Raw genomic sequence first — 256 nt, 5'->3', positions numbered from 1 at the left:
CATCGACCGTCCGGAGACCTCCTCGGGGGTCCGCTCCACGACACGACCGCCGACGAGGGCGTGGTCCGGGACGAGGTGGTTCGGTACATCGTCCAGCCGGTCGAACCACCACATGCTCAGGGTCGTGAGCAGCTCGCCCTTCCCCGGGATGCCCGGCTCGAGCACGTGATCGAAGGCGCCCACGCGGTCGCTGGCGACGACCAGCACGCTACACGTGTCGGCGAGACTGCTCGCGCCGGCCGGGACGAAGAGGTAC

1 protein-coding gene is annotated in these 256 nt (G+C 69.9%); it reads right to left on the bottom strand.

Annotated features, from left to right (window positions below; all coding sequences use genetic code 11):
• Positions 1 to 256 (bottom strand): phosphoribosylaminoimidazolesuccinocarboxamide synthase (locus tag ACPYOG_RS19975; protein ID WP_481295848.1); only part of this gene is annotated, 256 nt, incomplete at both ends.

The organism is Leifsonia sp. HAY1-4F (assembly GCF_056755275.1).
This window is presented reverse-complemented; position numbering and strand designations above follow the sequence as displayed.